Origin of the sequence: Micrococcus sp. HG099 (genome assembly GCF_024723355.1) — a bacterium.
In the GTDB taxonomy this organism is placed as follows: domain Bacteria; phylum Actinomycetota; class Actinomycetes; order Actinomycetales; family Micrococcaceae; genus Micrococcus; species Micrococcus endophyticus.
In genome coordinates, this window is sequence record NZ_JANQCJ010000294.1 from 1 (window position 1) to 524 (window position 524).

At 79.2% G+C, this 524-nt stretch carries 1 pseudogene; it reads left to right on the top strand.

Going from position 1 to position 524, the window contains the following annotated elements:
- A pseudogene (locus NWP10_RS12295) lies at positions 1–524 on the top strand (hypothetical protein); the annotation flags it as partial.

The window sequence follows — 524 nt, forward strand, 5'->3', positions numbered from 1 at the left end:
CGGCGTGACCGTGGACCAGCAGGACGCCGCCGCCGACGTCCCCTCCACCCCGGCCTCGCCGTCCCCGGTCGCGCAGGCGCCCGCCGCGCCGTCGTCGACCGCCTCGACCACCGCGCAGGACGACCGTGCGGACCGCACCGCGCCGGACGCCGCCGATGCCGAGCCCGTGAAGGGCACCGTGCCGCTGAGCGAGGACGCCCACGCCGTCCCGCCGGCCGCGGACCTGCCCTCGGGCGGCGACGCCGTGGCCGACGACGCGCACCTCGAGGCCCATACCGTGGCCACCACCGAGCACGGCTCGGTCGTCGTGGTGACGGCCGAGCAGGACGAGGACGACCAGGCCACCGCGGCCTCCCGCGAGACCGAGACCGAGACCGACGACTCGCGCGGCGATGACGCCGGCCAGGACCGGGACGCCGAGCGCGCCGTGGCCGAGGGTGTCGCCGGCGGGACCGGCGTGACCGTGGACCAGAAGGCCGTGGCCGAGGGCGCCGCGACCCAGGGCGCCCCGGCCTCCGCCGCAG